Here is a 25,520-nt window from a genome sequence, read left to right on the forward strand (position 1 = left end):
AATTCGAGCTTCAGGCCAGGGGCCCGGTCTTCACTCTTCCGATTCGAGGTCAGTTGTCGATCCGCACGACGGCCCCGTCGGGCAGGGCGCGCCAGTCGATCCACTCGCCGGGGGCGGCATGGTGGGTGGGTTCGCGCGGCGGTGCCTGGGAGGTCGCGTCCGCCGGCGGCGTGCCGTGGCGCAGCGTGAAGGCCTTGCCGCCGAGCCGCAGCGTCGTCTCGAAGCCACTCCAGTGCGCGGGCACGCGCGGGGTCAGGCAGAGCCGGTCGCCGCGCACGGCCAGGCCCAGCAGCGTCTCGGTCGCCGCGCGATGCAGCCAGGCGGCCGAACCGGTGTACCAGCTCCAGCCGCCGCGTCCGACGTAAGGGGCGGCGCCGTAGATGTCGCCGGCCATGACGTAGGGCTCCAGTTCGTAGACCGGACCGCGCAGCGGATGCGCGGCGCGGTGCGCCGGGCTGAGGCCCTCGAAGCTCCGCCAGGCGGCTTCGGTGTCGCCCGAGAGCGCCTGTGCCATCAGCGCCCAGACGGCCGCGTGCGCGTACTGCCCGCCGTTCTCGCGCACGCCGCGCGGGTAGGCCTGGATGTAGCCGGGACTGGGTTGCGACTGGGCCAGCGGCGGGTGCAGCAGGCGCAGCAGTCCGGCCGGCTCGTCGTGCAGCCGTTCCTGGAGCGCGGCCATCGCCGGTCGCGTGTGGGCGTCGTCGGAGGCGCCGGAGAGCACCGACCAGGCCTGGGCGATCAGGTCGATGCGGCATTCGTCGTTGACCGACGCGCCCAGCGGCGTGCCGTCGTCGAAGAACGCGCGCCGGAACCAGGCGCCGTCCCAGCCCGCGTGGTGCAGCGCGGCGATCCAGCCGCGCCGCGCGTCGAGCCAGCGCCCGGCACGTTCGCCGTCTCCGCGCGCCTGCGCCAGGGGCGCGTAGCGCTCGACCACGCTGCACAGGAACCAGGCCAGCCAGACCGATTCGCCCCGGCCCTCGTGGCCGACGCGGTTCATGCCGTCGTTCCAGTCGCCCGTGCCCATCAGGGGCAGGCCGTGGACGCCGGTGGCCAGGCTGTGGTCGATGGCGCGCGCGCCGTGCTCGTAGACGCTGGCGTGGTCTTCGGTCACCCGGGGCGCGTAGTAGGCGTCCTCGGCGCCGTCGGGAATGCCCGGGCCGTCGACGAACGGCACCTGCGCGTCGAGCAGCGTCGCATCGCCCGTCACCTCGACGTGGTGCGACACCGCGTACGGCAGCCACAGCAGGTCGTCCGAGAAATGCGTGCGCACGCCGGCACCGCCGGGCATGTGCCACCAGTGCTGCACATCGCCCTGCGGGAACTGGCGCGCGGCGTTGATCAGAATCTGCTCGCGCAGCCGGTCCGGGTCGGTCAGCGCGAAGGCCATCGCGTCCTGGAGCTGGTCGCGGAAACCGAAGGCGCCGCCGGCCTGGTAGAAGCCGGCCTTCGACCACAGCCGGCACACCAGCGTCTGGTACATCAGCCAGCGGTTGACCAGGGCGTCGAAGCGTGCATCGGGCGTGCGCACCTGCTGGCGGCCGAGCAGCTCGTCCCAGAACCCGCGCGCCTGCGCCAGCGCGGCGTCGATGTCGCGCTGCTGCCAGCGGCGCGCCAGCGCCACGGCGGCCTCGGCGTCGGGGGCATGGCCGACCATGAAGCACAGCCGCACGCTGGCGCCGGCCTCCAGGAAGAACTCGCCGTCGATGGCCGCGCAGGCGTCCAGGCCGTGTCCGGCGCGGCGCCCGAGCAGGTCGGGCAACTCGATGCCGCCGCGTCCGGCGAAGAACTCGCTGCGCTCGCAGGTCCACTGCACGGCGTCGGCGACGCCCGCGGGCAGGCCCGCCAGCGCCAGGAAGGCGGTGGCGCCGCCATGGCCGCCACTGCATTCGCGCTGCTGGCCGAACACGGCCGGCAGGTCGTCGCCCTTCCAGGTGTGGATGGTGCGCCGCTCGCCCCGTGCCGCGCCCAGCTGCCATTCGACCAGCGCCAGCGCGCGCAGCCGGCGCCGCGTCCGACCGTCGTTGCGCACGGTCACCCGCACCAGCTTCATGGGCTCGTCGCGGTCGGCGAAGAACGTGGTGGCGAGCGTCATGCCGTCGGTCGCGCACTCGAACACGCTGTAGCCCTGGCCATGGCGCACGCGGTGCGCGGCGGTGCCGTCGCCCCGGCTGGCCGGCGTGAGGGGCAGCAGCTCACGCGTGTCCACGTCCTGCAGCAGGTAGTGCTCGAAAGCCGGGTCCTGCACCGGGTCGTTCGACCACGGCGTGAGCTGGTGCATGCGGCTGTTGACGGCCCAGGTGTAGCCCGTGCCGGCCTCCGACACCTGGAAGCCGAACGAGGCGTTGGCGATCACGTTGACCCACGGCTTGGGCGTGCGCCGCAGGGCGTCGACCTCGAAGCGGAACTCGCCGCTGGCGGCGTCGAAGCCGCCGTGGACGGCCGGTGGCACCGCGCCGGACGCCGGGGCCGGGGCGGCGCGCGTCGCGGCCAGGCGCGTGCGCGGCGCCGGCGCCGCGTCGTCCTCCTCGCCCGCCTGCTCGGCAAGCGCGGGCGTGGCCGCGTCCCGCAGCGCCGCCATCTGGGCCTCGAGCGTGCGGCCGTCGGCCGTGAAGACCGCCCGTGCCAGGCTCGATAGCGCGGCGCGCTCGGCGGGCACCACCTCGGCGTCGCGCAGCAGGTAGAAGCCCGCCGCGTCGTTGCGGGGAAAGCTGTTCTGCGTCTCGTGGGTCACGCGGTTGCGCAGCGCCTCGATCTCGCGCTGCAGCGGCATCAGGTAGGAATTCGGTTCGCCGTTGAGCACCACCAGGTCGCACGCCACGCCGCCGAAGCCCCACCACGGCTGCGCGCGCAGCAGCGTGTCGATCAGGCTCATGCCGCCCAGCGAGTGGATGTGCACCAGCACGATCGGCTTGTCGCCGGAGATGCCGAAGCGCCAGAGCTGGCGCAGGTCGATCGGGCCGCGGTCGCTCATCACGCGCGGCGTCGTGTAGGTGAGGATGGTCGTGAGGTCCTGCAGCGCGAAGTTCTTGGCCGGATCGATGGCCAGGTCGCGCAGGCGCACCTGCGCCAGCGTGGCGGCCATGCGCATGGCGCGCTCGACGTGCATGGGTTGCAGGTAGCGGTCGATGCGGGGGATCAGCGCATCGACGCTCTCGTCGGCCGCCGTGGCGAAGGTCACGCGCGCGGTGGCGCCGGCGGGGACGCGCAGCGTCACGCGCAGGCAGGCGATGGGGTCGAGCCCGTCGACGGGCGCGCCCTCGGCGTCCAGCGGCTGGGCGTCCAGGCGCGGCGCGGCCAGCGAGCCGTTGCGTCCGATGAAGGCGCGGCGGTCGGTCATGCAATCGACCGAGACCACGTGGGCGTCGGTCGCCGCGACGAAGTGCGCCGCCGCCATCACCGCGTCGCCATGCAGGCGCGGCTTGCGCGCGAGCAGCAGGGCGCGCCAGCGCGGCTCCCAGCGCGTCTGCACGAACAGGTTGGCGAACGCGGGGTGCGCCTCGTCGGCCTTGGGCTGGGACAGCACCGGTTCGAGGTAGGAGACGAGTTCGAGCGTGCGCTCGGCCGTCCCGTCGTTGCGCAGCGTCACCGTGCGCAGCTCGGTGTCGTCCTCCGGGCTGATCAGCACCATCGTGCGCGCGTGCAGACCGTCGCCGACGGCGTCGAACTGCGCCTGGTCGGCCAGGAAGCGCGTGCGGTACTGCCAGTCCCGGCCCGGGGCGGGCAGGGCGGTCAGCGAGGTGAGCGCGCTCGCGCCGACGTCGCGCACGTAGAAGAAGGTGCCGTGGGCGTCGCGCAGCGGGTCGTCGCGCCAGCGCGTGACGTTGAACGAGCGCCAGCGGCTCACGCCCGCGCCGCTCGCGCGCAGCGCCAGCGTGCAGTGGCCGTTGGACAGCAGGTGGGTCGGCTGGAAGCCGGGCACGGTCGGATCGACCACGCGCGGCTGGTGCGCCACCGGCGCTTCCCCGGTGCTCGGCTCGGGCGGCGGACGCGGGTCGGCGCTGTCGATGATCTGGCGGGGCGTGCGCTCGTGCAGCAGCGAGACGTGCGCCTCCACCAGCGCCGCGGCGCTGAACCAGCGGCGCGGGGCATCGTCGCGCAGCACGTTGCCCAGCGCGACCAGGGCCATGCCCTGGTGGTGCGCCATGAAGTTGCGCACCACGCTCAGGGGCTGGCCCGCGGGCTGGCGTGCGAGCGTGAAGTCCACGGCGTCGAAGAAGCCGAACTCGCCGCGCGCGCCCATCGTCTCCAGCCGCCGCAGGTTGGCCACCGCCTCGGCGGGCGCGGCCATGGTGGCCATCATGCTGGCGTAGGGCGCGATCACGCGATCGGTGGGCGGCGTGCGGCGCAGGGCCAGGCGCGACACGCCGAAGGGCGAATACTGGTAGGCCAGCGAGTGGTCCTGGGCGAAGTACGCCGATTCCGACACCCCCCACGGCAGGCCCTGCTGCACGCCGAAGGCCTGCTGCTCGCGCACGGCGGCGAGGTTGGCCACCTGCAGCAGCCCGCCGTCGGGCTCCGTCATGACCAGGGCGGGCATCAGGTATTCAAACATCGAGCCCGACCACGACTTGAGGCCCGGCAGCGCCCCCACCGACAGGAACGGCCGACCGAGCGCCGTCCAGTGGCGCCGCGGCGCGTCGCCCTTGGCGATGGCCAGGAAGCTCAGCAGGCGCGACTCGGAGGCCAGCAGGTCGTAGTAGCTGGCATCGAGGGCGTCGTCCTCGACCCGCAGGCCGATGTGGAACAGGTGGCGCTTGGGATCGTAGAGGCCGCTGAAGTCCATGGCCCGGCACATCGCGTCGCAGCGCGCGGCGAGCGCCCGCAGGTCGTCGCGCACGGCCTCGGGGGCGACCGGCGGCGTCTGCGCCGCGAACGCGCGGCAGGCGCCGGCCACGGCCAGCAGGTGCCCGGCCATGTTGCCGCTGTCCACGCTGGAGACGTAGGCGGGCGGCAGCAGCTGCAGCGTGCGCGTGTCGTACCAGTTGTAGAGATGACCGCGATGCTTGCCCAGGCGGTCCACGCTGTCGAGCGTGGCCCGCAGTCGAGCGACCAGCGCGGCGTCGTCGATCCAGCCGAAGTCGCGCGCGCAGCAGCATGCGAGCAGGTACATGCCGATGTTGGTGGGCGAGGTGCGGTGCGCGAGCGTGGGCTCGGGTTCGAGCTGCAGGTTGTCCGGCGGCAGGTGGTGGTCCTCGGGGCCGACGGCGTGCTCGAAGAAGCGCCAGGTGTCGTGCGCGAGCGTGTGCAGGTAGTCGCGGTCGCCCGGATCGAGCGCATGGCGCGCCTGCCGGTGCGCCGGCACGCGGCTGGCCCACCACGCGGCCACGGGCGCCAGCGCCCACAGGCCGAACAGCAGCGCGCCCGCCACCGGGTGCGGACTCCACGCGACGGCCGCCCCCGCCAGCGCCAGGCAGGCGATGCCGGTCGGCGCGGCGCCGCGCACGAACGATGCGAGGCCGTAGCGCGCCTGGGCCTGCGCCTGCTCGGCGGTGGTCCACTGGAGCAGGTCGCGCCGGCTCGCGGCGAGTCGCCACACGGCGCGCAGCGTGGCGTCCAGCAGCAACCGCGTGGACGCCGCCAGCTGCGTGAACTGCCAGGCCGCGCCGGCCACGGCACGCGCCAGGTCGACGCCTCCCACCGCGAAGAAATGCCGCAGCGCGATCGAGCGCCGCGTCGGCACCAGCGCGGCCAGCGCGCCCAGCAGCGGCCCCAGCACCAGCGCCGCGGCGACGGCGCCGACGGCCCAGGACAGCGGCAGCTGGCGCGTGAAGACCGCCAGCGCCAGCAGCGCGGTCGAGGCCGGCACCACCAGGGAGCGGCGCAGGTTGTCGCCCATCTTCCAGAGCCCCAGGGCATCGATGCCGAAGTGCCGCGCGCGCAGCATCAGCGGCAGCAGCTGCCAGTCGCCGCGCGTCCAGCGATGGATGCGCGAGGCGGCGACGCCGGCATGGTGCGGGTGGTCCTCGGTCAGGACCAGGTCGCTGACCACCGCGCAGCGCGCGACCGTGCCTTCGAGCAGGTCGTGGCTGAGCACGGCGTCCGGCGGCAGGCGCGCGTCGAGCACGGCGTGCACGGCCTGCACGTTGAGCAGGCCCTTGCCGGTGAAGGAGCCGGTGCCGAAGAGGTCCTGGTAGATGTCCGAGGCGCCGCTGCTGTAGGGGTCGATGCCGCAGCGGCCGGCGAACATCCAGTGGAACGGCGAGCGCTCCTCGCGTTCCGGCAGCGGCGTGACCACGCGCGGCTGCAGGATGCCGAAGCCCGCGACCACCCGGCGGCCGCCGGCGTCGAGCTGCGGCGCGTTGAGGGGATGCGCCGCGATGGCGACGAGGTCGCGCAGGCCCCCCGGTGGCAGGCCGGTGTCGCTGTCGAGCGTGACGACGTAGGGGGTGGGGTTCGCCAGCGCCAGGCCGGACGCCAGTGGCACGAAGCCGGCCGCGTCGCCCGTGGCCAGCAGGCGCAGCAGCATCTCCAGCTTGCCGCGCTTGCGCTCCCAGCCGATCCAGCGCCGTTGCGTGACGCACCAGGTGCGCGGGCGATGCAGCAGCACGAAGCGCGGTGGCTCGCCCGGAGCGACCGGATGGGCCGCGTTCAGGCGCGCGATGTGGCCCGTGGCGTCGGCCAGCAGGGCGTCGTCGCCGGACTGCACCGCCGCGTCGGCATCGGCGAAGTCGCTCAGCAGCGCGAACTGCGCGTGCGGCTCGCGATTGGACAGCCAGTGCAGTTCGAGCCGCTGCGCCAGCCGTGCGTTGCCCGCCGGGGACGTCAGCATCGCGGGCACCGCCACCAGCACGCGGTGCGCGGCCGGGATGCCGGCGGCGAAGTCGAGCCGGGGCAGCGTCTGCACGCGCGTGGACTCGGCGATCATGCGGTGGATCAGGGCGATCACCGCCTCCGACAGGGGCCAGGCCAGCAGCGCCAGCGCCGCCAGCGTCGGCCCGTCGAACCCGACGATGCCGCGCCGGTGCAGGGCGTGGGCCACCGCGGCCAGCAGCAAGGCGGTGCTCGCGACGATCGCCAGCACGTACAGCGTCAGGCGCCGGTCGTGCCGGGCGAACGGGTGGCGCGAGGCCGCCGCGGCGGCACCCCGGATCGCGGGGTAGGGCGACTGTGCCGTCAGCGCGGTCACCAGCGCCTCGCGGCCCTGGCCGAGCAGGTGGTAGCCGGCGGTGGCGGCGGCGCGCGGACGCGATGCCCCGCGCGCCAGGCCCAGCACGGTCTCGGCGACGGCGCGTTCGGTGCGTCCGGTGATGCGCGCGAGGCGCTCCATCGCCTGCGTGATCTGCTGGCGCGTGCGCTCGCTCTCCTCGCCGAAGCTCGGCAGCGCGCGCAGCACGCGCAGCGAGCGGCTGACCGGCTCGATCAGGTCGGCCCAGTCGACCTGCCCGATCGCGCGCAGCGTGGTGATGATGTTGCCCACCGTGAGGTTGGCCGCGGCCTGGTCGGCCTGCGCCTCGGCGATGAGGCCGGGGCCGTTCGGGCAGTTGCGCTCGGTCCAGGCGACCAGGGGCGGCGGGCTGGCGGGGCGTTCGACCGGCAGACGCTGCCAGAGCTGGGTGCAATAGGTCGCCTCGAGCCCATGCTCGCGCACCAGCGCGAACAGGGCGTCGAGTTCCGACGCCGACAGCGCGTCGGCCGCGTCCCAGGCGGCATGCGCGAGTTCGCGCGCGATCTTGTTCGCGGCGATGCCCTGGGCCACGCGGCGCAGGTTCTCCAGCAGCACCACACGCAGCGTCGTCGGCAGCGCCCAGAGTTCGCCCAGGGTGAGCTCGTCGATGTCCTGGTAGGCGTCCAGGAAGGTCGTGAAAAGCTCAGCGTTGAGCACGCTGTCGGTGTGCGCGACATAGGCCCAGGCGATGCCGTAGACGCGCGGCAGCCCCGTGAGCGGTGGCGTCCCCAGCTTGGGCAGGCGCGCGTAGTAGCCGCGCGGCACGCCTTCGCGGATCTGCTGGAGCTGGGCCTCCACCAGGTGGAAGTTGTCCAGCAGCCATTCGGCCGCCGGCGAGACGTAGCGCCCGCTGCGCGAGATCAGCGCGATGTAGTCGAAGGCACCGCGCAGCGAGGCGAGGTTCTCGTCGACGCGCGGGAAGAAGGGCGGCGCGGGTCGCGCGACGTCGGCGTCCTGTACGGCCTGGGCCCGCGCCAGACTGTGGCCGTGCTCGGCGAAACGCTGCGCGCCGAACAACTCGGCCCGCACCGGCGGCTGCACGATGGCGTGCGGCCGCGACAGCAGCGTGCGAGCGTAGGGGCTGAGCGAGTCGAGGCGGGAGAGGACCGAGGCCGCCACGCCGTCAGGCGAAGGTGGCCAGCACGACGATGGCCGCCACCGCGACGCACGTCAGCGTGACGAGGCGTCCGGCGGCGATCGAATGCACCTGCCGCAAGCCGCTGCGCAAGGCCGACCAGCGTCCCTGCGCCGCCGAGCAATGCGCCATGTGCGAGGAGAGGTCGTCGAAATCGCTGCTCACGAAATCGAAGGCGGGCGTCGTCGCCGTGACCGGACCGGTGGGGGAGACGAGAGCGGACGAAGAGGGCATGACGACGGTTCCAAGTTAAGACGTTGACGACCGCGCGAAATGCGAAATGGTGTGTGCGTATTGCGCTCCAGGGTATACCTTTAGGTAGAACCGTCGATCCTCCGAAGCGGATAAGGACGTAGGAAAAAGCACTGTGGTGCGGCGGGCGGCGTCGCGAACGCCGCCGCGCCGTCGGCCGTCAGCCCGTGTTGCGCAGGCCGGCGGCCACCCCGTTGATCGAGATGTGGATGCCGTTCTGCAGCCGCTCGCCACCCTCGCCGGCACGGTAGCGGCGCATCAGTTCGACCTGCAGGTGGTGCAGCGGATCGATGTAGGGGAAGCGGTGGTTCACCGAGCGCTGCATGTCGGCGTTGCCTTCCAGGCGCTGCTTCGCGCCCGTGATGAGCGTGAGCGCGTCCGACGTGCGCCGCCACTCCGCCTCGATCATGCCGAACACCTTCAGGCGCAGCTTGCGGTCGGCGACCAGTTCGGAATAGCGCGAGGCGAGGGCCAGGTCGCTCTTGGCCAGCACCATGTCCATGTTGGACAGGAGGGTGCGGAAGAACGGCCACTGCGCGTACATGCGCTGCAGCAGCGCCTCGCGTTCCTTGCGCTGCACGGGCGTGGCCGCGCTCTCCAGGAACTGCGCGATGGCCGAGCCGAAGCCGTACCAGCCCGGCAGCGTGAGGCGGCACTGACCCCAGCTGAAGCTCCAGGGGACCGCCCGCAGGTCCTCGATGCTGCGGTTGGGGTTGCGCGAGGCCGGGCGCGAGCCGATGTTGAGTTCGGCGATCTCGCGGATCGGCGTCGCGCCGAAGAAGTAGTCGGCGAAGTTCGGGGTCTCGTAGACCAGCGCGCGGTAGGCGGCCATGCTGGCGGTCGACAGCTCCGCCGCCGCCGCCAGGAAGGCGGCCGAGGCGGCCTTGCCCGCGGGCAGCAGCGTGGCCTCGAGCGTGGCGGCGACCAGCGTCTCCAGGTTGCGCCGGCCGATCTCGCGGTTGGCGTACTTGGAGCCGATCACCTCGCCCTGCTCGGTCAGGCGGATCTGGCCGCGCACCGTGCCCGGGGGCTGGGCCAGGATCGCCTGGTAGCTGGGGCCGCCGCCGCGCCCGACCGTGCCGCCGCGGCCGTGGAACATGCGCAGGCCGATCGCTGGGCCGGCGTCGGGTCCGGACGCGCCGCCCGCCTTGGCGTCCTTGCCCTTCCTCGCGCCGGCGCCGGCCGCCGCGGCCGGCGCCGCCGTGGCGTTGAGTTCGTCGAACAGCGCCACCAAGGCCGTGCCGGTGCGGTAGAGCTCCCAGTTGCTGGTGAAGATGCCTCCGTCCTTGTTGCTGTCGCTGTAGCCGAGCATCACGTCCTGCAGGGCGCCCGAGCGCTGCACCAGCGCCTTGATGCCGGGCAGGGCGTAGAACTCCCGCATGATCGGCGCGGCGTTGCGCAGGTCCTCGATGGTCTCGAACAGCGGCACCACGATCAGGTCGCACACGCCCGTGGCCGCCAGCGTGCCACGCAGGAGGCCCACTTCCTTCTGCAGCACCAGCACCTCCAGCAGGTCGCTCACGCTTTCCGTGTGGCTGATGATGTAGTGGCGGATGGCGGCGTCGCCGTAGCGCGCGCGCGACGCGCGGGCGGCCGCGAAGATGGCGATCTCGCTGTGCGTGAGCGGCGCGTAGTCGGCATCGGGCACGCGCAGGGGGCGTGCCTCGCCCAGGAGCCGCAGCAGCAGGGTGCGCTTGGCGTCCTCGGCCAGCGCGCCGTAGTCGGGCTCGATCTGCGCCTGTGCCAGCAGGTCGGCGACCACCGCCTCGTGCTTGTCGGAACTCTGGCGCAGGTCGACCGTGGCCAGGTGGAACCCGAAGACTTCGACGGCGCGGATCAGCGGGCCGAGGCGGTGCGCGATCAGCGCCGCACCGTGCTTGTCGGTGAGCGATTCGGCGATGGTGCGCAGGTCGCTCAGGAACGCCTCGGCGCTCGGGTAGGGGTTCTGCGGCGCGATGGCGTGGCGCGCCGCCTGGCCGCCGGTCAGGTCGCGCAGCGTCGCGGCCAGGCGCGCGTACATGCCGGTGAGCGCGCGCCGGTACGGCTCGTCGACGCGATGCTCGCTGTGGTCGGGTGAGCCCTCGGCCAGGGCCTGCATCTCCACCGACACGTCCACCAGCGTGGCCGACAGCGACAGTTCGCCGCCCAGGTAGTGGACCTCGGTGAGGTAGTGGCGCAGGGCCAGTTCGCACTGGCGGCGCAGGGCGTAGTCCAGCGTGTCGGCCGTCACGTTGGGATTGCCGTCGCGGTCGCCGCCGATCCACTGGCCCATGCGCAGGAACGGCGCGATGTCCTTGTGGCCCAGCGCGCGCTCGAGTTCGGCGTAGACGCGCGGGATCTCGCGCAGGAAGGTGGCCTCGTAATAGCTCAGCGCGTTCTCCACCTCGTCGATCACCGTGAGCTTGGAGAAGCGCAGCAGCCGCGTCTGCCACAGCTGCGTCACGCGGATGCGGATCTGGTCCTCGTTGTCGGCGTAGTCGCGCGGGGTGAGGGCGTCCTTGGCGCCGGCGAAGGCACGCTGGCGCCAGCCGATCTCGTCGCGCGCGGTCAGGAGCTGCGCGATGGCGCGCTCGGCGTCCAGAATGCTCTTGCGCTGCACCTCGGTCGGATGCGCGGTCAGCACCGGGGAGACATAGCTGCGCGCGAGCGACTCGACCACCGCCTCGGGCGCGATGCCGGCCTTGCGGATGCGCGCGAGCGCGGCGCCCAGGCTGCCGTCCTCGGTGGCGCCGGCGCGGTCGGCTTCGGTGGCGCGGCGGATCTGGTGACGGTCCTCGGCCAGGTTGGCCAGGTGACTGAAATAGGTGAAGGCGCGGATCACGCGCACGGTCTCGGCCGCGCTCAGGCCCTTGAGCAGGTTCTTCAGCGCCCGGTCGGCCGCCTGGTCGGCATCGCGGCGGAACGCCACCGACAGCGTGCGCACCTTCTCGACCAGCGCGTAGGTGGCCTCGCCTTCCTGCTCGCGGATCACGTCGCCCAGGATGCGTCCGAGCAGGCGGATGTCGTCGATGAGCGGTTCGTCGTCGCCGCGCACGGGCTTGTTCTGAGCGGGGGAAGCCTGGGCCTTCTTGCCTGTCGTCATTCGCGTTTTCTCCTTGTTTCGAGGGCGTCGCGCCGACAGCGTTGCTGCGGCGCAACATGCTAGCATTCCGGGGTTCTTGTGCAATCAGTGGGAATCGTCGTGAGCAACATCGTGATCGCCACCCGGGAAAGCCGGCTGGCCCTGTGGCAGGCCGAACACGTGCGTGCCTTGCTGCAAGAACGGGGCCACACGGTCGAACTGCTGGGCATGACCACGCGGGGCGACCAGATCCTCGACCGCACGCTCAGCAAGGTCGGCGGAAAGGGCCTGTTCGTCAAGGAACTCGAGACCGCGCTGGAGGAGGGACGCGCCGACATCGCCGTCCATTCGCTCAAGGACGTGCCGATGGAACTGCCGGCGGGTTTCACGCTGGCCTGCGTGCTGTCGCGCGAGGACCCGCGCGATGCCTTCGTCTCCCCGCGCCACGCTTCGGTCGAGGACCTGCCCCGGGGCGCGGTCGTCGGCACCTCCAGCCTGCGCCGCGTCGTGCTGCTGCGCGCGCTGCGCCCGGACCTGCGCATCGAGCCTTTGCGCGGCAACCTCGACACGCGCCTGCGCAAGCTCGACGAGGGCCACTACGACGCCGTCGTGCTGGCCGCCGCCGGCCTCAAGCGACTGGGCCTGGAACACCGCATCCGCCTGGCCTTCGAACCCGAGACCATGCTGCCGTCGGCCGGACAGGGCGCGCTCGGCATCGAGGTGCGTACCGGGCGCGCCGACCTGATCGCGCTGCTCGCGCCGCTCGCCCACCGTCGCGACTGGCTCGCCACCACGGCCGAACGCGCCGTCAGCCGCACGATGGGCGGCAGCTGCTCGATGCCGCTGGCCGCGCACGCGCGCTGGCAGGCCGACGGCACGCTGGGCATCGAGGCCGTCTGGGGCGACGCGGAGGGCGACGCTCCCCTGGTGCACGCCACGGCCAGCACGCGGGACGTGGACGGGGAAGGGGCCGCCACGGCGACCGACGGCGAGACCGCCGCGACCGGGGACTTCGCCCGCGCCCGGGCGCTGGGCGAGTCGGCGGCCGGCCTGCTGCGCGCGGCCGGCGCCCGCTGAGCCGCGGTCGCCGCGCCGTCCTAGCGCATGCGTCAGAGCGTGATCGTCACCCGCCCGGCGCGCGAGGCCCGGCGCTGGATCGACGGCCTGCGCGCCGCCGGATTCGACGTCCACGCGCTGCCCCTGATCGCCATCGCGCCGGTCGACGACGCCGTCGCGGGCGCGGCGCTGGTCCGGGCCCGGCACGACGTGGCGCGGTGCCACGCGGCGATGTTCGTCAGCGCGGCGGCCGTCGAGCATTTCTTCGCCCCGGTCCCGGTCGGCGTGTCGCCGGCGCCGCCGCATCGCTGCTGGGCCACCGGCCCCGGCACCGTGCTCGCCCTGCGCCGCGCCGGCGTGTCCGAGGCGCGGATCGATGCGCCGTCGGGCGCGGCGGCCTCCTTCGATTCCGAGACCCTGTGGGGCCTCGTGCGCGCGCAGGTCGCCACCGGCACCCGCGTGCTGATCGTGCGCGGCGGCGACGCAGGGGCGCGGCCCACCGGGCGCGACTGGCTCGCGCGCGCGATCGAGGCCGCGGGCGGCGTGGTCGACACCGTGGTCGCCTACCGGCGGCTCGAACCGGCGCTCGACGCCCCGGCGCGCGCGCTGGCAACGGCGGCGGCCGAGGACGGGTCGGTCTGGGTCTTCAGCAGCTCCGAGGCCGTCGCCCACCTGTGCCGTGCGCTGCCGCAAGCGCACTGGCGTCACGGGCGCGCCGTGGCCACGCACGCGCGCATCGCGCAGGCGGCGCGGGAGGCCGGTTTCGGCCGCGTGGCGCTGGCTTCGCCGCGCCTGGACGATCTGGTCGCGTCGATAGAATCGTTCAGATGAGTCCCGCTTCGCCGCTTCCCGATCGCACCGTCGCGGACGTGGCGGCCAGGACGACGCTGCCGTCACCGCCCACGGCCGGCGGCGCGGCGCTCGCGCGACTCGTGCTGGTCGCCGTGAGCCTGCTCGCGCTGGTGGCCCTGGTGATCGGCCTGATGCTCTGGCAGAAGGTCTCGGGCATGCAGGAGCAGCTCGCGCGCCAGAGTGCCGACGCCCTGGCGCAGTCGCTCGAAGCCCGCACCCTGGCGCGCCAGGCCCAGGACACCGTGCGCGACACGGCCGCGCGCCTGTCGCTCGCCGAAGGCCGCGTCGCCGAGGTCGCGTTGCAGCGCGCGCAACTGGAGGAGCTGCTGCAGAGCCTGTCGCGCTCCCGCGACGAGAACCTGATGGTCGATGTCGAATCCACGCTGCGTCTGGCGTTGCAGCAGGCGCAGGTCACGGGCAACACCGGGGCGTTGCTGGCCGCGTTGCGCACGGTCGACCAGCGCATCGCGCGTGCCGCCCAGCCGCGCCTCGCGCCGCTGCAGCGCGCCCTGCAGCGCGACGCCGACCGCCTGCGCGCGAGCGCCAGCGGCGACGGCAGCGAGGCCATGGCGCGCCTGGACGAGTTGCTGCGCGGCATCGACGACCTGCCCACCGTCAACGCGCTGCCCGCGCGCAGCGGTGGCGCCACCGATGCCTGGCAGATCGAGCCCATCCCCGACGACGCGCCGATGTGGCAGCGCATCCTGGCGTCGGTGCGCAACGAGGCGCGCTCGCTGGTGCGGGTCGGGCGCATCGACCGGCCCGAGAGCGTGCTGCTGTCGCCCGACCAGGCCTTCTTCCTGCGCGAGAACCTCAAGCTCAAGCTGCTGGGCGTGCGGTTGTCGCTGATGTCGCGCCAGGTCGAGCCCGCGCGCAGCGAACTGGCGGCCGTGACGGCCTCGCTCAACCGCTATTTCGATCCGTCCTCGCGCCGCGTGCAGGTCGCGGCCACGCAACTCCAGCAGCTTCAGCTGCAGGTCCGCGCGGTCGAGCCGCCGCGCCTGGACGACACGTTCGCCGCCCTGTCGACGGCCATGGCCGGACGCTGATGCGCGCGGCACTCTGGTTCCTGGCGCTGTTCGGCACCGCCGCGGCGGTGGCGCTGTTCACGGGCGACAACCAGGGCACGGTCACGGTGTTCTGGCCGTCGTGGCGCATCGACCTCTCGCTCAACCTGGTGCTGCTGATCGTCGCCGGCGCGTTCGTCCTGCTGCACGTGGCGCTGCGCGCGCTGTCGGCGCTGTTCTCGCTGCCGCGCGAGGCCCGCCAGTGGCGCATCCAGCAGAAGGAGCGGGCGCTCCACGCGGCGCTGCTCGATGCGCTGGTGCAGCTGCTGGCCGGACGCTTCTCCCGCTCGCGCAAGGCGGCGCTGGCCGCGCTGGCCCAGGAAGGCACGCTCGCGGCGCTGGGCGCGGCGCTGCCCCAGGCGCGGCAGATCCGCACCATCGCCCATCTGCTGGCCGCCGAGGGCGCGCAGGCGCTGCAGGACCGGCCGGCGCGCGACCTGCACCTGCTGCAGGCGCTTGGCCAGAACGAGTGGAAGAGCGGCGCGCCGGGATCGGAACTGCGCGAAGGCGTGCAGCTGCGCTCCGCCCGCTGGGCGCTGGAGGAGGGCGATGCCGCCGCCGCGCTCGCGCGCCTGGAGGAACTGCCGCAGGGCGCCCAGCGCCGCACGCTGTCGCTGCGCCTGCGCCTGAAAGCCGCGCGGCAGGACCGCCGCACGTCCGAGGCGCTGCAGACCGCGCGGCTCCTGGCCAAGCACCGGGCGTTTTCCGAGGCCGCCGCGCGCAGCATCGTGCGCGGGCTCGCGGCCGAACTGCTCTCGGGCGCGCGCGATCCGGCGCAGCTGGTGCGGGCCTGGGATTCGCTCGAAGCCACCGAGCGGGCGATGCCCGACGTGGCCATCCAGGCGGCGCACTGCATGACCGTGCTCGGCGGCGACCTGGCCCTGGCACGCGCCTGGCTGCTGCCCGTGTGGGAGGAGGTGGTGCGGCCGCCCGTGGCCGGCGACGCGTCCCCGGGCGGTCCGCTGCTCGCGCGGCTGGTGCGCACGCTGGAAGCCGGGCTGGATTCGGTCGATCCGGACTGGCTCGCACGCATCGAGGCCGCGCACCGCGACAACCCGCGCGAGCCGATGCTGCAGTACCTGGCGGGCATCGCCTGCCTGAAGCGCGAACTCTGGGGCAAGGCGCAGCAACTGCTCACCCAGGCCGCACGCGGACTGCGCGATCCACGGCTGCTGCGCCATGCCTGGCAGGCCCTGGCCCGCCTGGCCGAGACCCGGGGCGACGAACGGCAGGCGGCCGAGGCCTGGAAGCAGGCCGCACAGGTGGATGGACATTGACGCCCATCCAGGCATGATGCGCCCTGCGCACGAAAGTACACTTAAGACTTAGCTAGCGCAGTGACCCCTCACTTTGGAGGGGTCGACTATCAGAGAACACCTACAGGGTTTTCTCTTCGATTCCCTTGTTTCCAACCGTTTTGTTGCATACCTCACGCTTATCGCCCGGCGTCCAAGAAACATTTGGACTTAAATAAGCGACGTGAGGTACATTCGTAACTGTTTCCAAAAGTATTCATTTTGCTATTGCGGAGTCCGAATTGAAAAGTTTCTCACTACATGCTGCTCTGCTGCTTTCGGCCGTGGTCGCATTGCAGGGATGTGCGCCGTTGGCACCGGGCTACCGTTCTGCCAGCAACGACGCGGCCTCCGCCGTGTCCCCGTCGGGCTTCGCGTCCCCGGGTGTGGATGCACCGCCTCCCGGCGCGCTGACGGAGATCACCCCCCAACTGATCCAGGCCCAGCGTGACGCCACGCCGCGCCAGATCTCGCCCGAGGCGCTGGCCCTGGTCGGCGAGCCCGAGCCCTACCGGATCGGCCCCGGCGACGTGATCGGCATCACGGTCTACGACCATCCCGAAATCGTCTTCAGCGGCGTGCCCGCGACCACGGTGGCGGACCCGGGCAGCGTGTCGCCGGCACCCGGCTTCATCGTCTCCAACACCGGCCAGCTCACGTTCCCCTATGCCGGCCCGCTGCAGGCGGCCGGCATGACGTCGCAGGACCTGGAGAACACCCTCGTGCAGCGCCTCTCGCGCGTCTTCAAGAACCCCCAGCTCAGCGTGCGCGTGACCGCGTTCCGCAGCAAGCGCGCCTACATCGAAGGCGAAGTGCGGCTGCCCGGCCTGCTGGTGTTCACCGACATCCCGATGACCCTGGCCGAAGCGCTCAACCGCGCCGGCGGCATCACCCCGACGGGCGACCGCTCCTTCGTCACGCTCACGCGCGGCGGCAAGACCACGACGCTCGACCTGTTCGCGCTCACCAACGCCGGCCTCGACCCGACGCGCATCCCGCTCAAGAGCGGCGACCTCGTCATGGTGCGCGGCCGCGACGAGCGCAAGGTCTCGGTCATGGGCGAGGTGAACGTCCAGGCCCCGATCCTGATGCGCAACGGCAACCTGAGCCTGAACGAAGCGCTCAACGAGGCCGGCGGCGTCAACCTGAACCTGGCCAACCCGCGCCAGATCTACGTGATCCGCAACGAGCCCACCGGCGGCCAGGCGATCTTCCACCTCGATGCGCGCACGCCGACGGCGCTCGCGCTGGCCGACGGGTTCGCCCTGCGGGCGCGGGACGTCGTGTACGTCGATCCGGTCCCGCTGGTCCAGTGGAACCGCGTGATCAGCCTGATCCTGCCGTCCACCGCCACGCTGAACTCCGTGCGTGACATCTCCAGGACCAACCGCTGAGCACCCCTTCGGTCCTCCTCCTCCAAAGACCCATCAGCCGATGAACACCACCACCACCTCCTACTCGGGCGACGGCCCGCCGACCACCGCGGACGAAGGCGGCGCCGCCGACTTCGGCCACTACGCCGAGGTCATCCGCACGAACAAGTGGCTCATCCTCGCCATCACCGTCGTGGTCCTGGCGATCGGCGTCGCCATCGCGATGCTGTCGCGCCCGACCTACGAGTCGCTCATCGTGCTGCAGGTCGAGGACGCGCCGGACAACGGCTCGAAGGGCTTCCTGAGCGAAGCCGGCGGCATGTTCGACATGCGCGCACCCACCACCGCCGAGATGGAGATCGTGCGTTCGCGCATGGTGGTGGCACCGGCCGTCGAGCAGACCAAGCTCTACATCTCGGCCTCGCCGCGCTACGTCCCGCTGGTCGGCGGCTGGCTGGCACGCCGCGCGAGCGGCCTGTCCAATCCGGGCTTCCTGGGCTTCGGCGGCTACGTGTCGGGCCTGGAACGCATCTCGGTGGCGACCTTCGACGTGCCGGCCGACCTCGAGGGCTCGCCCTTCGTGCTCACGGCGCAGGCCAACGGCGGCTATTCGCTGTCGCATCCGCGCATCGGTGAAGCCCTGAACGGCCGCGTCGGCACCGTCCTGAACGCCACCACAGTGCACGGCCCGATCTCGCTGCTGGTCAGCGAACTCTCCGGCAAGCCGGGCGCCGAGTTCGACCTGTCCCGCGCACCCAAGCTGGCGACGATCGCCGGCGTGCAGGAGTCGCTCGCGCTGATCGAGCGCGGCAAGTCCTCGGGCATCATCAACGTGTCGATGCAGGGCAACGACCCGTACCGCATCACGCGCGTGCTCAACGCCGTCGGCCAGCAGTACGTGCAGCAGAACATCGAGCGCAAGGCGGCCGAGGCGCAGAAGACGCTGGCCTTCCTGGACGTGCAGCTGCCCCAGTTCAAGCAGCAGCTCGAAGCCTCCGAGGAGGTCTACAACCGCTATCGCAACCAGAAGGCGACCGTCGCGTTCTCCGAGGAAGCCAACCTGATCCTGACCTCGTCGGTGGACCGCCAGACCAAGCTGCTCGAAGCGCAGCAGCGTCGCCGCGAGCTGGAGAGCCGCTTCACCTCCGGTCACCCGTCGGTGCAGACGCTCGACGCGCAGATCGCCGCGCTGCAGGCCGACATCGGCGGCATCCAGACCCGCATCAAGGGCCTGCCCGCGATCCAGCAGGAAGCCGTGCGCATGGAGCGCGACGTGAAGGTCAACACCGAGCTCTACCAGTCGCTGCTCAACAGCGCGCTGCAGCTGCGCCTGGTGAAGGAGGGCAAGGTCGGCAACGTGCGCGTGCTCGACGCCGCCGTGACGCCGGAATACCCGATCAAGCCCAACCGCACCGCCATCATCGGCGCGGCCCTGGCGCTCGGCCTGTTCCTGGGCCTGCTGACGGCGTTCATCCGCAGCGCGATGGCCGAGCAGCGCATCCGCGATCCGCACGAGGTCGAGACCCACAGCGGCCTGCCGGTGTTCTCCACCATCCCGCTGAGCGACGCGCAGGACGCCATCGCCAAGCGCCGCCTGACCGGCGCCAGCGGCGCCCGCCTGCTGGCCATCGAGAAGCCGGACGATCCGGCCGTCGAGAGCCTGCGCAGCCTGCGCACCGCCATGCAGTTCGCCATGCTGGAGTCGCCGAACAACCGCGTCGTCATCACCGGCGCCACGCCGGGCGTCGGCAAGAGCTTCGTGACGGCCAACTTCGCCGCCCTGATGGCCGCCGCCGGCAAGCGCACGCTGCTGATCGATGCCGACCTGCGCCGTGGCCATGCCCACCAGTACTTCGGCCTGCAGCGCCACGGCGGCCTGTCCGAGCTGATCGCCGGCAGCCTGTCGGTACAGCAGACGGTGCACAAGCAGGTCGCGCCGGACCTGGACTTCCTGGCCACCGGCCAGCTGCCGCCCAACCCGGCCGAACTGCTGGTGTCGTCGTCCTTCAAGAGCATCCTGGACACGCTGTCGCAACAGTACGACCTGGTGGTGATCGATTCGCCCCCGGTGCTGGTGGCGGCCGACACGGCCACCATGGCGGCCCATGCCGGCACGGTGCTGCTGGTGGCCCGCGCCGACCTGTCCACCATGGGCGAGCTCAAGGAGAGCGTGCGCCGGCTGTCGCTGACCGGCAAGGTCGCCTCGGGCGTGCTGCTCAACGGCATGAACCTGGACCGCCGCGGCTACTCGGCGCCCAAGTACGGCCGCTACCGCTACACGAGCTACAACTACGAGAGCGTGCTGCCGTCCGAGGAACTGCCCGGCGGCAAGCTGCACTGAGTCGCGTGCCGCGACGCCGTCCGGGTGACCGGACGGCACTGGCCGCAGCGGCCGGATCGTGGGAAGGAAAAGCCATCGGCGCCGCAACGGCGCCGATGGCTTTTTCGCTGGTGGTCCCGTCCCTCGAGGCCGGATCTCCTGCTGCTGCTGTGGCGGCGGCGTCGTGCCTCCGGCGGCAGCCGCGCGTGCGAAGAGGGGCGTGATCGGTGCCGCACCCGGCCAACCGGATGCACGCCATGCGTGGCCCGCTACGGAAGAGGAATAGGAAAAGGCCCTGCGAGGGCCTTTGGATCGATCGAACCGGCCGTGTCGGGCGCGGGAGGGGAGCGAGCGGCGGAACGCCGCGAGGGACGCGCCCCGTTCAGCGGGCGCGTCGCGCGTCGATGCTGTCCTGCAGGTCGCGCTCGAAGCGCTCCAGCACGGCATCGCGGGCGAAGCGCGCCTCGGCGCAGGCCCGCGCCTTTGCGCCGAGTTCGCGACGCAGCTCGGGCTGGGACGCCAGCGAGAGCATCGCGTCGGCGAAGGCGGGTGCGTCCTCGGGAGGCACGATGCGCCCGCAGGTCGCGACGACCTGGCCCAGTTCGGTGTCCGCCCGCGCGCCGGCCAGCACGGGCCGCCCGCTGCTGAGCATGCCCGTGAGCTTGGACGGCATCACCAGGTCGGCCGCGTCCGCGCGCTGGGGCAGCAGGTGGATGTCGGCGAGGCCCAGCAGGTCGCCCAGGCGTTCGACCGGCTGCAGGTCCATGAAGTGGACGTTGGCCAGACCGCCGCAGCGCGCCATCAGATCGGCGCGTCCGGCGCCCATGCCGCAGAAGACGAAGGCGATGTTGGGCACGTCGCGCAGCAGGATGGCCATGTCCGAGAGCACCTCGAGGCCCTGCTTGCCGCCCATGTTGCCCGAGTAGAGCGCGACCACGGTGTCCTCGGCGATGCCGAGTTCGGCCCGGAACGGGCTCGGACCGGTGAGCGGCCGGATCGCCGTGACGTCGGCCCAGTTGGGAAAAGAGATCAGCCGCTCGGCGGTCACGCCCTTGCTGGCGGCGCGTTCGAGCATGCGCTGGGAAATGGTGGAGACGCGGTCGAAGGCGCCCATGAGCGCGCGCTCGACGCGGGTCACGCCGGCGCGCAGCCGCGCGCCCTTGAGCAGGCCCAGTTCGAAAGCGGCATCGACCTCGTAGTCCTGGATGTGCAGCCACGCGACCGACGAGCGCATCCGGGCGAACGCCAGGCCGGCCGGCGTGCAGAACAGCGGCGGCTCGGTCATCCAGACGACGTCGGGTTTCCAGCGCCACTGCGCCAGCAGGGCCGGGATGCTGGCCAGCGCGAAGCTTCCCAGGTGCAGGAGGCGGCGCAGGCCGTTGACCTTCTTCGGCACCCAGACCGGCGTGCGGTAGACGCGCGCGCCCTTCCAGTCGTGCGTGGCGTAGCGCGTGGCGCTGTAGCCGGGCCAGACCTTCCATTCGGGGTAGTAGGGCGGCGCGGTCACGACGCGGACCTCGTGTCCCCGTTCGGCCAGCCAGGCCACCATCTCGCCGGAGTACTTGCCGATGCCCGTGAGTTCCGGCGCGAAATTGATGCCGTAGACCAGCAGCTTCATCGACGCTTCTTGACGAACAGTTCGGCCGCCGGGAATTTGGCCATCAGCAGGAAGAAGCCGAGCAACAGGCCCATCATGGCGTTGGCGCTCAACTGGCCGATGGCCGGCCACGTGAACAGCCCCAGCAGCAGGGCCAGGCCCATGAGCATCGGGAACGGCGAATGCGTCTTGAAGGAAAGGCGCCAGCTCTGCGCCAGCGCAGCCAGCAGGACGACGATCTTCAGCGCGATGTAGGCGAAGCCCAGCAGGCCACCCTCCAGCAGGATCCGTCCGGCTTCCGATTCGGCGAGGCTGAAGTTGTCGGCGCCGGATTTCAGTGAGGTCGCGAGGTTGGAACCGGTGCCGATGCCCGAACCCAGCCAGTCGAAGGCGGCCATGACGGTCGGCTCGCCGAAGAACACGGCCATCAGGCGGTCGAGGAAGTTCTCGTGGCTCGCCGCGGTCTCGAAACGTTCCTGCGTCACGGTCACGGCGTCGGAGAAGAAGTAGCCGGCGGCGCCCACCAGCAGCAGCGCCATGAGCGCCGCGATGATCGCGGTGGGACGATCGCGGTCGCGCGAGAGCACCACCCGGCCTGCCACGTAGGCCCCGAGCAGGCCGCCGGCCGACAGCACGGCCGTGCGCGAGCCGCTGACCACGCTGCCCACGAGCAGGGCGCCGAAGACGGCCAGGGCGAACAGCCAATGGCGCTTTGCGTACTTGCGCGTACCGAGGTAGCCCAGCACGAGCGGTGCCGCCAGCAGCAGGAACGCCGCGTAGCCGGAAGTGAAGCTGAAGGTGCCGGTGGTGCGGACCACGCCCACCACCACGACGAACACGCTTTCCTCGTCGCCGTCGATCTGGCGGTTGACGGTCGAGCCCTGCGGCGAATAGTGCTGCAGCACCGCCAGCGGGGCCAGCATCAGCATCAGGAGCGCCACGACGCGGATGGCGACGCGGTAGTCGGTCTGGTTCATGGCCGCCGCGGCGGCCACGGCGAACCAGCTGTAGAGCAGCCAGAAGCGCAGGCCGACGGCCAGCAGGGTGGGCGAACTCTCCCCGGCCATGAGCTGGATCAGGCTCCACACCAGGACGCAGCAGGTCCATCCCACCATCACCGTCGTGACCTTGGCGTTGCGTCGCAGGTGGCCCCCGCGCCAGGCGTGGAAGATCAGGTAGACCGCCAGGCCGTCGCGCAGCAGCAGCAGCGGGGCGGTGGCGCCGGCGGTGATCCACTTACGCACGGCACCTTCCAGCACCACGGTCAGCAACACGATGATGAAGGCGTAGCCGGCCCGGCTGAGCTTGACGGCCGGCGCCGCGCTGACCGCGCGGCGGGCCGGGAGCGCCACGGGCGCGACCCGCGCGAGGCGCGTGGGTGGGGAAGCGGATGTCGTGGACGTCATGGGCGGGCCTCTGCGTGCAGTTTCTTCAGAGCGTCGACATGGGCATCGACGCGGTGGGGTTCATACCATTGCCGCGCGGCGCGGCCGATCCGGGCGGCGTGGGCGGACAGGTCGCCTTCGCCCGTCTTCGCGAACGCCTCGAATCCGCCGGCGTAGTTCACGCCGGCCTGCAGGCCGTCGTGCGTGTCGTAGTCGTGCCACAGCAGGATCGGGCACATGCCGTGTGCCGCGTAGGCCGCGAAGATGCCGCTCTTGCAGGCGTAGATGGGCTCGTACCGCACCACGCCGAAACGGGCAGCCAGCATCGCCCGGCTCACCTCGGCCTCGGACAGCATGCCGTGTATCACGGCGCCCGACTCAGCGAGGCGCTGGGCCATCGGACCGTCGGGCAGGATGCGGCCGATGTCGTGGATGCGCAGACCGTGGTGCTGCGCGAACCGGTGGATTTCGCCGTCGTTCCAGGCGTAGGTCCGCTCGCGCGAGGACGTGGCGCCGAACACGACCAGCGAAGGCTCGCGCTCGCCCTCGGCCGGTGGCGGCTCGCCGATGTTTGAGAATACCGGTAGCACGCGGTGCGGCGCCACCGCCGCATGGGACGACTTGCGCAGCCACTGCGCGGCCGCTTCGCGGTTTGTGTGCCAAAAGTCGGCCTCGCGCAGCACATCGCGCGCGATGCGCTGCTGCATCGGGCTCAGCCAGAACGCCGAGCGCCAGGGCGGACCGAATGCGTAGGTTTCGTGGAAGACCACGCCGAAGACCTTGAAGCGCTGGCGCAGCGTGCGGATCCGCTCGGCCAGCCAAGTTGGGATGCCGCGTTTCTGGTAGCCGTAGCTGGAGTAGTGCAGCAGCAGCAGGTCGCCAGACCAGTCCGACACGTCGGTGGTCTCGGTGAGCTCCCTGAGCGGCGCCTGCAGATCGTCCGCGAGTTTGGCCGCGTAGTCGAACACGCCGCCGCCGCCGGGCGGGATCAACTGGAGCGAAGAAGGCTTGTCGCGCGACATGACTGGCATTAATAAGGCGATCGGGGACGACGAAATGAAGCGATCAGCGATCAGCGGACCGCAGGTGCCGCGAATTGCGCTGCCGAGGCGCTGGCGAGGTAGGCCCTGAAGTCCTCGTAGGCGCTCTCGATGCCCTCGCGCAAGCCGACGGTCGGCGTCCATCCCAGTTCGCGGATGCGGGAGATGTCCAGCAGCTTGCGCGGTGCGCCATCGGGCTTGTCGGCATCGCAGCGGATCTCGCCGCGGAAACCCACCACGTCGCCCACGAGCCGCGCCAGTTCCAGGATCGACAGGTCCTCGCCGCTGCCCACGTTGATGTGGCTGTTCATCGGTTCGGTCGACGCGGCGTAGGTGTCGTGCGGGAGGTTCATCACGTGCACGCAGGCCGCGGCCATGTCGTCCACGTAGAGGAACTCGCGCTTGGGCGTGCCCGTGCCCCAGATCACGACCGTGGGCGTGCCCGCCATGCGCGCTTCGTGGAAACGGCGGATGAGCGCTGGCAGGACGTGGCTGTTCTCGGGGTGGTAGTTGTCGCCCGGACCGTAGAGGTTGGTGGGCATGACGCTGCGGAAATCGGTGCCGTGCTGGCGGTTGTAGCTCTCGCAGAGCTTGATGCCGGCGATCTTGGCGATGGCGTAGGGCTCGTTGGTCGGTTCGAGCTTGCCCGTGAGCAGGGCGTCCTCTGCCATCGGCTGGGCCGCCAGACGCGGATAGATGCAGCTCGAGCCGAGGAACAGCAGCTTGCGCACGCCGCTGCGCCAGGCCTCGTGGATGAGGTTGGCCTCCAGCATCAGGTTGTCGTAGAGGAAATCCGCGGGATAGGTGTTGTTGGCGTGGATGCCGCCGACCTTGGCCGCCGCCAGATACACCTCGTCGGGCTTTTCCACGGCGAAGAAGCGCCGCACCGACGCCTGGTCGGTCAGGTCGAGTTCGGCATGCGTGCGCGTGATGAGGCGGCTGTGGCCCTGGGCGGTCAATTGGCGCACGATGGCGCTGCCCACCATGCCTCGGTGGCCGGCGACATAGATGCGCTTCTGGAACTCGTTCATGGGGATGACGTCTGCAAGAGAGTGAACAAATGTAAACGAGGCGGGAGGCCGCGACTGTCGCCACGAAACTCCGCCTCGGTCAGTGCGACCACGTGCCGTGATCGCAAAGGGGTGGCCCTGTTCAGGCCGGGGACTGAATGCTAGCGCCTGTGATCAGCGCGAGCCATCGCCGGAAATCACGGTATAGACAGTTTTTGCAAGAATCTTGATGTCCAGCCAGAGCGACCACTCGTTCACGTACTTGGCATCGAGTTCGACGCGCTGGGCATACGAGAGGCGGTTGCGGCCGCTGACCTGCCACAGACCCGTGAGGCCCGGACGCACGGCGCAGTAGTGGCCCCAGGTCTTGCCGTAGAGGCTGCGCTGGCGTTCCATGCAGGGACGGGGACCGACGATGCTCATGTCGCCCTTGAGCACGTTCCAGAATTGGGGCAGCTCGTCCAGGCTCAGCTTGCGGATGAAATGGCCCAGCGGCGTGATGCGCGGGTCGTTGTCGAGCTTCTGGAAGGTGTCCCACTGCTTGCGGGCCTCGTCGTTCTTGCTGAGGTAGTCGTCGAGGATGTCCTCGGAATTGCGCACCATCGAGCGGAACTTGAAGAATCGGAACGCCTTGCCGTCCACGCCCATGCGGGTCTGGCCGAAATGCACCGGCGTGCCCATGCTGATGCGAACACCCAGCGCCACCAGCACGTACAGCGGCCCGAAGATCGCGAAGAACACCAATGCGCCCGCAATGTCCATCGAGCGCTTGGCGGCCCGTTCGATCAGCGTGAACTGGCGGGGCTGGAGATACAGCGGGGCGGGCTGGGGATCTCCACCGCCACGGGGCAGTCGACGAACCAGATTAGCTTGCGCGGTCGAATCAGAACGAAACATTTGGGATTCCCCTCA

The 25,520-nt window shown here is 71.4% G+C and carries 14 protein-coding genes; 6 read left to right on the forward strand and 8 right to left on the reverse strand.

Annotated elements, in window-relative coordinates; translation table 11 throughout:
* Positions 1–49 precede the first annotated feature (49 nt).
* The 3 genes from NF681_07590 to NF681_07600 form a co-directional block, all read right to left on the reverse strand.
* Positions 50–8,284 carry a hypothetical protein gene (locus tag NF681_07590; GenBank protein ID UST55032.1) on the reverse strand — a complete coding sequence of 2,745 codons (8,235 nt, stop codon included), beginning with the start codon at positions 8,282–8,284 and terminating at the stop codon, positions 50–52.
* Between the two features lie 4 nt (positions 8,285–8,288).
* On the reverse strand, positions 8,289–8,534 hold the full coding sequence (locus NF681_07595; GenBank protein ID UST55033.1) for a hypothetical protein: 246 nt from the start codon (positions 8,532–8,534) through the stop codon (positions 8,289–8,291).
* Between the two features lie 178 nt (positions 8,535–8,712).
* Positions 8,713–11,634 carry a phosphoenolpyruvate carboxylase gene (locus NF681_07600; protein UST55034.1) on the reverse strand — a complete coding sequence of 974 codons (2,922 nt, stop codon included), beginning with the start codon at positions 11,632–11,634 and terminating at the stop codon, positions 8,713–8,715.
* Positions 11,635–11,733: 99 nt separating this feature from the next.
* Here NF681_07600 and hemC point away from each other — a divergent pair, with 99 nt between their 5' ends.
* The 6 genes from hemC (at position 11,734) to NF681_07630 (ending at position 19,597) form a co-directional block, all read left to right on the forward strand.
* Positions 11,734–12,690 (forward strand): hydroxymethylbilane synthase, encoded by a 957-nt coding sequence (gene hemC, locus NF681_07605; protein UST55035.1) that lies wholly within the window; start codon positions 11,734–11,736, stop codon positions 12,688–12,690.
* A gap of 27 nt (positions 12,691–12,717) precedes the next feature.
* Complete coding sequence (locus tag NF681_07610; GenBank protein ID UST55036.1) at positions 12,718–13,500, forward strand: uroporphyrinogen-III synthase; 783 nt, start codon at positions 12,718–12,720, stop codon at positions 13,498–13,500.
* On the forward strand, positions 13,497–14,570 hold the full coding sequence (locus NF681_07615; GenBank protein ID UST55037.1) for a uroporphyrinogen-III C-methyltransferase: 1,074 nt from the start codon (positions 13,497–13,499) through the stop codon (positions 14,568–14,570). The genes NF681_07610 and NF681_07615 overlap by 4 nt, the downstream gene beginning before the upstream one ends.
* Entirely contained in the window at positions 14,570–15,865 is a 1,296-nt protein-coding gene (locus NF681_07620) for a heme biosynthesis protein HemY (protein UST55038.1), read from the forward strand. Before NF681_07615 ends, NF681_07620 begins: the two co-directional genes overlap by 1 nt.
* A gap of 374 nt (positions 15,866–16,239) precedes the next feature.
* Complete coding sequence (locus NF681_07625) at positions 16,240–17,277, forward strand: polysaccharide biosynthesis/export family protein (protein ID UST55039.1); 1,038 nt, start codon at positions 16,240–16,242, stop codon at positions 17,275–17,277.
* A gap of 40 nt (positions 17,278–17,317) precedes the next feature.
* Positions 17,318–19,597 carry a polysaccharide biosynthesis tyrosine autokinase gene (locus NF681_07630; GenBank protein UST55040.1) on the forward strand — a complete coding sequence of 760 codons (2,280 nt, stop codon included), beginning with the start codon at positions 17,318–17,320 and terminating at the stop codon, positions 19,595–19,597.
* Between the two features lie 361 nt (positions 19,598–19,958).
* Here NF681_07630 and NF681_07635 read toward each other — a convergent pair whose 3' ends face one another.
* The 5 genes from NF681_07635 to NF681_07655 form a co-directional block, all read right to left on the reverse strand.
* Complete coding sequence (locus tag NF681_07635) at positions 19,959–21,194, reverse strand: glycosyltransferase WbuB (GenBank protein ID UST55041.1); 1,236 nt, start codon at positions 21,192–21,194, stop codon at positions 19,959–19,961.
* Positions 21,191–22,579, reverse strand: a complete 1,389-nt coding sequence (locus tag NF681_07640) for a hypothetical protein (protein ID UST55042.1) — start codon at positions 22,577–22,579, stop codon at positions 21,191–21,193. Before NF681_07640 ends, NF681_07635 begins: the two co-directional genes overlap by 4 nt.
* Complete coding sequence (locus NF681_07645) at positions 22,576–23,580, reverse strand: hypothetical protein (GenBank protein ID UST55043.1); 1,005 nt, start codon at positions 23,578–23,580, stop codon at positions 22,576–22,578. The genes NF681_07640 and NF681_07645 overlap by 4 nt, the downstream gene beginning before the upstream one ends.
* A 50-nt stretch (positions 23,581–23,630) precedes the next feature.
* Positions 23,631–24,629, reverse strand: coding sequence for a GDP-L-fucose synthase (locus NF681_07650; GenBank protein UST55044.1), 999 nt, complete (start codon positions 24,627–24,629; stop codon positions 23,631–23,633).
* A 153-nt stretch (positions 24,630–24,782) separates the two neighbouring features.
* Positions 24,783–25,505 (reverse strand): sugar transferase, encoded by a 723-nt coding sequence (locus NF681_07655; GenBank protein UST55045.1) that lies wholly within the window; start codon positions 25,503–25,505, stop codon positions 24,783–24,785.
* Positions 25,506–25,520 lie beyond the last annotated feature (15 nt).

It is taken from the genome of Comamonadaceae bacterium OTU4NAUVB1 (assembly GCA_024372625.1).
GTDB lineage: Bacteria > Pseudomonadota > Gammaproteobacteria > Burkholderiales > Burkholderiaceae_C > Variovorax.